Raw genomic sequence first — 6,572 nt, forward strand, 5'->3', positions numbered from 1 at the left:
CGAAGCCTCCTTGTCTGCGTTGAATCGATATGGCCAGTCAGGCGTCATGGCTGCTGGCGGGGTGTGGTTTCGGGAGGCGCAATGTTGGTGCGGGCGCTGCGGCGTGCCGCGCGTCGCTGGTTGATCCCCAGAATCACGCGGGTGGCGGTGCTGCCACTGTGGGGATCGCCGTAATGCAGGATCGCGGTTGCGCGCTTGAGCCCGGCGCTGCAGGGCTGGTTGGCGTGCAGGGTCCGGTATCCCCAGAACAGATAGATATCGCCGGGTTTAAGCTTGAGCACGCGCGGCTTGGCCCAGCCTTTGTCGATGGCCTGACAGGTCACCCAGCGTCCCAGGCGGTTCTGCATCACCGATTTTTCGATGACGTTGAACACGACGTTGCTGCGGACCTTGCGCAGGTTGGGAAACAGCATCAGGTCGCCGCACTCCTGGCCTTCCTGCGGGATGTAGATAGGGATCAGTGCGGTGACCAGGCTGGCGTCATAGTGGAAGCAGTTGGACTCGCGCCGGCCTATGTCGCCTTGAACGCAGCGCAGGACCGGGAATATCTGGCTGCTGGAGCTGGTGCGACCCGCTGCATGGCGGAACAGACCGGCCAGTAACTGCTTGATTGCCGAATCTGCCCACAGGCTTGCCAGCAGGCTCTCGGCCAGGGCCGTTTCGCCGTGGTAGGCAAAATACTCGCCCGGATGGTGGGCGGCCCGGCTGTCAGTGAACGCACGCAGTTGCTCCAGGTCGGCGGGACTCAGGGCATCTTCCAGGCGGGCGAAACCGTGGGTATCGATATCTCTTGCGAAATCTTGGATTTGCTGCGGACTGAACTCGGACGGAATGGGCATTCAGTTACACCTCGGGGCGTGAGAGGCGAAAAACCAAAAGCGATACTGCTGCCTGGTATATGGGTCAGCTTGAAGCTCGGGCACGCTACCGCCCGAATCGCTCGGATCCAGGCTGGTGCATCGGTTTGGTTGCTACCCACGACAGCGTCATGAACCTGTACTGCATGGCCCGGTTTGCTTCAGACAAAGCTACCGCCACACCGAACGTATCGGTCATTCAGCAATTCAGAGAGTCAACAGACATCCACCGGCGCAAATAAAGCACCGTGGATACAACTAACATCGAGGGCACAACGGAAAGGGGTCACGGCTGACAACTACCTGCGCATTGCTCTTCGGCAGTGGCGTACAGGCCAGGAGGTGTCTGACACGCATATATATTGGTGGCGCGTGGGATTCTGTCAAATTATTTCGTCAGCTTTCTGTTAAGTTTTTGATAAATGGTTTCATCGCTTTTCTAAGTCATTGATTTACAACACAGTCAAAAAAATACCACTTGCCCGTAGGCGCCCCGATGACGTTTTTCAGGCGGTTTTACAAGTTTTCAGTGTTATGGCCGTGTGTCGCTTTGATGATCAGTAGTGTGCCCGACGTGCGCAAACGGAAGTCTGAATAGCGTGATGCTCGGCGTGCGGACAGAGCGTTATCGAGACTTGCAATTACCTTGAAATCCGGCATGTACTGACGGTCGGCCATTTTTCGGATATCCAATGTATTGTCAGTCCACCGCGGCGGCTCATCCATTATTGGTCTCGTTGACTGACCAGAATGTTTCCGTTATCGGACGGAAGGATGAACGAACCACACTGTTTACAAGGCCGTATATACCTCCAAGATATATATAAATATCCATTGATAATATTTGGTTCTAACCAAGATCGTGCATGATAGGCCTGCGACCAGGCTGCCAAGGCTCGGACAGTTGAGAGAGAAGCCATGAATACCACTGCGCTGTACTTTGACTACGCTGCAACCACGCCTGTGGACGAGCGTGTGATCCCGGTCATGATCGAGTGCCTGGGGGTTTCGGCCAACTTCGGTAACCCCGCATCCAGCTCTCATGGCTATGGGCGTGATGCCCGTGCTGCCGTCGAGCAGGCTCGTGCGCAGGTGGCGAGACTGATCGGCGCGCAGGCCGGGCAGATTGTCTGGACTTCGGGAGCAACCGAGTCGAACAACCTGGCACTCAAGGGTGCCGCGCAGGCCCGCCGTCGCAGTGTCGGTGGCGGGCATGTCATCACCAGCCAGATTGAACACAAGGCCATCCTCGACACTGCCCGACAACTGGAGCTGGACGGGTTCGACGTCACCTACCTGGCGCCGGATGCCGATGGCCTGATCAGCCCCGCTGCGGTGCGCGACGCGTTACGAGACGACACCTTCCTGGTCTCGCTGATGGTGGTGAACAATGAATTGGGTACGGTCACCGATATCGCGGCCATCGGCACCGTGGTACGCGAGCATGGTGCCTTGTTTCACGTCGACGCCGCGCAGGGCGCCGGCAAGCTGCCGATCAATCTGTCCGGACTGGCCGTCGACCTGATGTCGCTGTCGGCCCACAAGATCTACGGCCCCAAGGGCATCGGCGCACTGTATGTCGGGCCGCGTGCCGAGCAGCGTGTGCTGGCGCAGATTCACGGTGGCGGCCACGAACTGGGCTTGCGCTCCGGAACCCTGGCGACTCACCAGATCGCCGGGATGGGCAAAGCCTTCGAGATTGCTGCCGACACCCTGGCACCTGAGGCACTGCACATTGAGCGGCTCAATCGCCGGCTGGTGGAACATCTGTCGCAGATTCCCGGGGTCCGGATCAACGGCAGCGTCACTCGGCGCATTCCCCACACGCTGAGCCTGACCTTTACTCAAGGTGTGCTTGATATCGGCGCGTTGAGCCATGGCCTGGCCTTCTCATCCACGTCGGCCTGCAACTCGGCCAGCAATGCGCCTTCGCATGTATTACTGGCGCTGGGCCACACGGCCCAGGCCGCCGCTCAAACGATTCGTCTGAGCCTGGGCCGCTACACGCTGGAAGCCGATATCGACCGTGCCGCCGAACTGATTCGCGCTGCGGTGAAGGCACCGGCTTTCTGGGCGGTTGCTCAGTCGTGACAGGTGCTCCATTATCTGACCCGACGAAGGGGTAAATTTCGGGTCAGCAGGAGAATCGATGATTACGCAATCCAAAACCGGTGCAGTGGCGGCCGAACGTCTGGCGCAAGCGCGCGCCCTCATGAGCCGGGAACGGATCGACGCGTACCTCGTACCGTCGGCTGACCCTCATTTATCCGAGTATCTGCCAGGCTACTGGCAGGGCCGCCAATGGTTGTCCGGCTTTCAGGGGTCGGTGGGAACGCTGATCATCACTCCGGATTTCGCAGGTATCTGGGCAGACAGCCGGTACTGGGAGCAGGCGACCAAGGAGCTGGCCGGCAGCGGCATCGAGCTGGTCAAGCTGCAACCCGGCCAGCAAGGGCCGCTGGAGTGGCTTGCCGAACAGTCGCGGGCAGAAACCGTGGTGGCGGTCGATGGTGCCGTGCTCGCCGTGGCCTCTTCTCGGACCCTGGCCAGCGAGCTGTACGCCCGCGGCGCCAGGCTGCGTACCGACATGGATCTGCTCACCGAATTGTGGGCAGACCGTCCGGCGCTGCCGGTCAATCCGATTTTCGAGCACCGCGCGCCGCAAGCCTCGGTTACCCGGGTCGAGAAGCTCGCCCGTTTGCGCCAGACCATGACCGAGCGCGCAGCCGACTGGCATTTCATCGCCACCCTGGATGACATCGCCTGGCTCTTCAATCTGCGCGGTTCCGATGTCTCCTACAATCCGGTATTCATTTCCTTTGCATTGATCGGTCCGCACAGCGTGACCTTGTTCGTCGACTCGAAAAAGGTCAGCGATGAGGTACGCCGCAGTCTCGAACAGGACGGCGTCATCCTGCTGGAGTACACCCAGGTCGGCGCGGCGTTGCGGGCAGTGCCTCGCGAGGCGCGAATGCTCATCGACCCGGCCCGCGTCACATGCGGCCTGCTCGATTACCTGGGCAGTGAAGTGACGCTGGTCGAAGGTTTGAACCCGACCACGCTGTTCAAATCCTGCAAGACCGACACCGATGCCCAGCACATTCGTCAGGCCATGGAACAGGATGGGGCGGCGCTGTGCGAGTTCTTCGCCTGGCTGGACAGCGCGTCGGGCAAGGAACCCATCAGCGAGCTGACCATCGATGAAAAACTTACCCAGGCCCGTGAACGGCGGCCGGGATACGTATCACCGAGTTTTGCGACGATTGCCGGTTTCAATGCCAATGGGGCAATGCCTCACTATCGCGCGACCGAAGCCGAACACGCGCAAATAGAAGGCGACGGTCTGTTGTTGATCGACTCCGGAGGCCAGTACCTGGGTGGTACCACCGATATCACTCGTATGGTGGCGGTCGGAACCCCCAGCGCCGAACAGAAGCAGGACTGCACCCGGGTTCTCAAGGGCGTTATTGCGCTGTCCCGCGCGCAGTTTCCCAACGGTATCCTGTCGCCGCTGCTGGACGCCATTGCGCGCGCGCCGATCTGGGCCGACAGCGTCAACTACGGACATGGCACCGGGCATGGCGTCGGATACTTCCTCAACGTGCATGAAGGCCCCCAAGTCATCGCCTATCAGGCCGCGCCTGCGCCACACACGGCCATGCGTGCTGGCATGATCACGTCTATCGAACCGGGAACCTACCGTCCGGGCCGCTGGGGAGTGCGCATCGAGAACCTGGTCATGAACCAGCCGGCGGGCAACACCGAATTCGGCGAATTTCTGAAGTTCGAAACCCTGACGTTGTGCCCGATCGACACTCGCTGCCTGGAGGTGGCTCTGCTGAGCGAAGAAGAGCGACGCTGGTTGAACGACTACCACGCAGAGGTCAGCGAGCGGCTGGCGCCACTGCTGGAAGGGGCGGCGCTGGATTGGCTGCAGACCCGCACCGCGCCGATCTGACAAACCTTGGCGCATCGCAGTTCAAGGCTGCGATGCGTTTTCAACCCCTGGCGCTGCTTTGCGGCAAACGATGATCATGCTCCGGCTGGTGTAGCCCGCAGGATTGAGCCCGAACGGATAATCGCCTGGCTCTTCCACCGCATCCCCGGATTTGGCGATGACCTTGTAGCGCCGCGATTCGCAGGCACTGGTGGCCAGCGTGTAGCATTTGTCCCAGGACGATGACAGGCCGGAACAGTTGATGTGGATACCACGCTTGCCCTGCTTGATCGGCTTGGAGGTCGCGGCGCAACCTGCAATGCTCAGCACCGCCATTGCAATAAAGATGTATTTCATTCATTTCCTTAGCTGGCAATCTTTCAAAACCAGTGCCTGGCCATAATTCGGTATTCATCTACATGTCATGCAACGGCTGTACCGCCAATCTCGATAGCGGGAAGAGCCTGCGCTAAACATGGCTCAACGGCGAGACAAATGCTAGCACCTTGTAAGGTCTATCAGGCTGACCGGTCAGTCAGCCGGCATCAGTTGGGCTTTGCCTGCCGAGCTCAAGGTGGCACCAATCGACGCTACGATGATCGCCCCGATGGCCAGCCACTGAACCAGAGTGAGCACTTCGTGCAGAAAGACCATGCCTGAGAGTGCTGCAAATACGGGTTCCAGACTCGCCAGGGTGCCGAATGTGCGTGCCGGCATGCGCGTCAGAGCAACCATTTCCAGGCTGTAGGGCAGGGCGGTAGACAGGATGGCGACGCCGAGCGCGACCGGCACCAGCGCCAGATCGAACAAGGCCGGCCCGGCATGCACGATACCGATCGGGGCGACCACTATCGCAGCGATCATGACGCCCAGGGCTGCGGTCTGCACGCCGTTGTCGGCACCGGCCTTCTGGCCGAACAGGATGTATGCCGCCCAGCAAACCCCTGCTCCCAATGCATAGCCGACGCCGACCGGATCGAGAGACGCACTCGATGCCCCGGCAGGGATGAGCAGGAACAAGCCGATGGCGGCCAGGATCACCCAGACAAAATCGATCGCCTTGCGTGAGGCGGCCAATGCGACTGCGAGCGGTCCGGTGAACTCGAGGGCGACGGCAATGCCCAGCGGCACCGTGCGCAATGACATATAGAAGAGGAAGTTCATGCCGCCCAGGGCGATGCCGTAGATTACGACCGTGCGCAGTGACCTGGCAGTCAGGCGTGCACGCCATGGCCTGAGGATAACGAGCATGATCAGGCTGGCGAAAACCAGTCTCAAGGTAGTAGTCCCTTGCGCACCCACAAGGGGGAACAGACTCTTGGCCAGCGATGCGCCGGTCTGGATGGATGCCATGGCGATCATCAGCAGGCAAAGCGGGAAGATGAATGAAGAAGATTTACGAGAAGTGACAGTCATGGGGGGGGCAGGGGTCCAGTGAATCCATTGCGATCGCGACCATGATGAGCCAGATCACGGGGCTGGGCAATATAATGCGCAATCTGGTTGCCTCTATATAGAGGAACCCAACACCGTAACTCTTTTGCCAACCATCTCAATTACCGCTTGACGGGCGATTTAGTTTCTCTATAATTCGCCCCACTTCCGGCGCAGACGGAAACGAAAAAGCCTTGTGATTCAATGAGTTGCAAGAGTTTTGAAGTGAAGGTCAGCGAGGAGGCAGCGTCGATCCGGTTGATCGACAGCGGTGAGGAAAAAGAGTTTGACACGCGGTTGTAACGCTGTAGAATTCGCCTCCCGCTGACGAACAACGCAAACGT

The 6,572-nt window shown here is 59.7% G+C and carries 6 protein-coding genes; 2 read left to right on the forward strand and 4 right to left on the reverse strand.

Features of this window, described 5'->3' with window-relative positions; all coding sequences use genetic code 11:
- Window positions 1-44: 44 nt before the first annotated feature.
- Window positions 45-839 (reverse strand): hypothetical protein, encoded by a 795-nt coding sequence (locus tag EGJ27_RS18380; RefSeq protein WP_125832162.1) that lies wholly within the window; start codon window positions 837-839, stop codon window positions 45-47.
- A 936-nt stretch (window positions 840-1,775) separates the two neighbouring features.
- Here EGJ27_RS18380 and EGJ27_RS18385 point away from each other — a divergent pair.
- Together EGJ27_RS18385 and EGJ27_RS18390 are read left to right on the forward strand one after the other, a co-directional pair.
- The gene (locus EGJ27_RS18385) at window positions 1,776-2,948 is read left to right on the forward strand and encodes a cysteine desulfurase family protein (protein WP_125832163.1); all 1,173 of its coding nucleotides are present in this window, start codon (window positions 1,776-1,778) and stop codon (window positions 2,946-2,948) included.
- Window positions 2,949-3,006: 58 nt separating this feature from the next.
- Window positions 3,007-4,815: an aminopeptidase P family protein gene (locus tag EGJ27_RS18390; RefSeq protein ID WP_125832164.1), complete on the forward strand. Its 1,809-nt coding sequence runs from the start codon at window positions 3,007-3,009 to the stop codon at window positions 4,813-4,815.
- A gap of 21 nt (window positions 4,816-4,836) precedes the next feature.
- Here the strand turns inward: EGJ27_RS18390 and EGJ27_RS18395 are convergent, their stop codons facing one another.
- The 3 genes from EGJ27_RS18395 to EGJ27_RS24970 all read right to left on the reverse strand — a co-directional run.
- The gene (locus EGJ27_RS18395) at window positions 4,837-5,151 is read right to left on the reverse strand and encodes a hypothetical protein (protein WP_125832165.1); all 315 of its coding nucleotides are present in this window, start codon (window positions 5,149-5,151) and stop codon (window positions 4,837-4,839) included.
- Between the two features lie 174 nt (window positions 5,152-5,325).
- Window positions 5,326-6,210 carry a threonine/homoserine exporter RhtA gene (gene rhtA / locus EGJ27_RS18400; protein ID WP_125832166.1) on the reverse strand — a complete coding sequence of 295 codons (885 nt, stop codon included), beginning with the start codon at window positions 6,208-6,210 and terminating at the stop codon, window positions 5,326-5,328.
- 140 nt (window positions 6,211-6,350) lie between these two features.
- On the reverse strand, window positions 6,351-6,572 hold a 222-nt coding region (locus tag EGJ27_RS24970), incomplete at its 5' end, for a hypothetical protein (protein ID WP_218568060.1).

Origin of the sequence: Pseudomonas sp. v388, from assembly GCF_003935425.1 — a bacterium.
Classification (GTDB): domain Bacteria; phylum Pseudomonadota; class Gammaproteobacteria; order Pseudomonadales; family Pseudomonadaceae; genus Aquipseudomonas.

Excerpts from the sequence above, each read along its gene's own strand:
- EGJ27_RS18380 (WP_125832162.1), bottom strand. The coding sequence starts at position 839 with ATGCCCATTCCGTCCGAGTTCAGTCCGCAGCAAATCCAAGATTTCGCA.
- EGJ27_RS18395 (WP_125832165.1), bottom strand. The coding sequence starts at position 5,151 with ATGAAATACATCTTTATTGCAATGGCGGTGCTGAGCATTGCAGGTTGC.
- rhtA (WP_125832166.1), bottom strand. The coding sequence starts at position 6,210 with ATGACTGTCACTTCTCGTAAATCTTCTTCATTCATCTTCCCGCTTTGC.
- EGJ27_RS18385 (WP_125832163.1), top strand. The coding sequence starts at position 1,776 with ATGAATACCACTGCGCTGTACTTTGACTACGCTGCAACCACGCCTGTG.
- EGJ27_RS18390 (WP_125832164.1), top strand. The coding sequence starts at position 3,007 with ATGATTACGCAATCCAAAACCGGTGCAGTGGCGGCCGAACGTCTGGCG.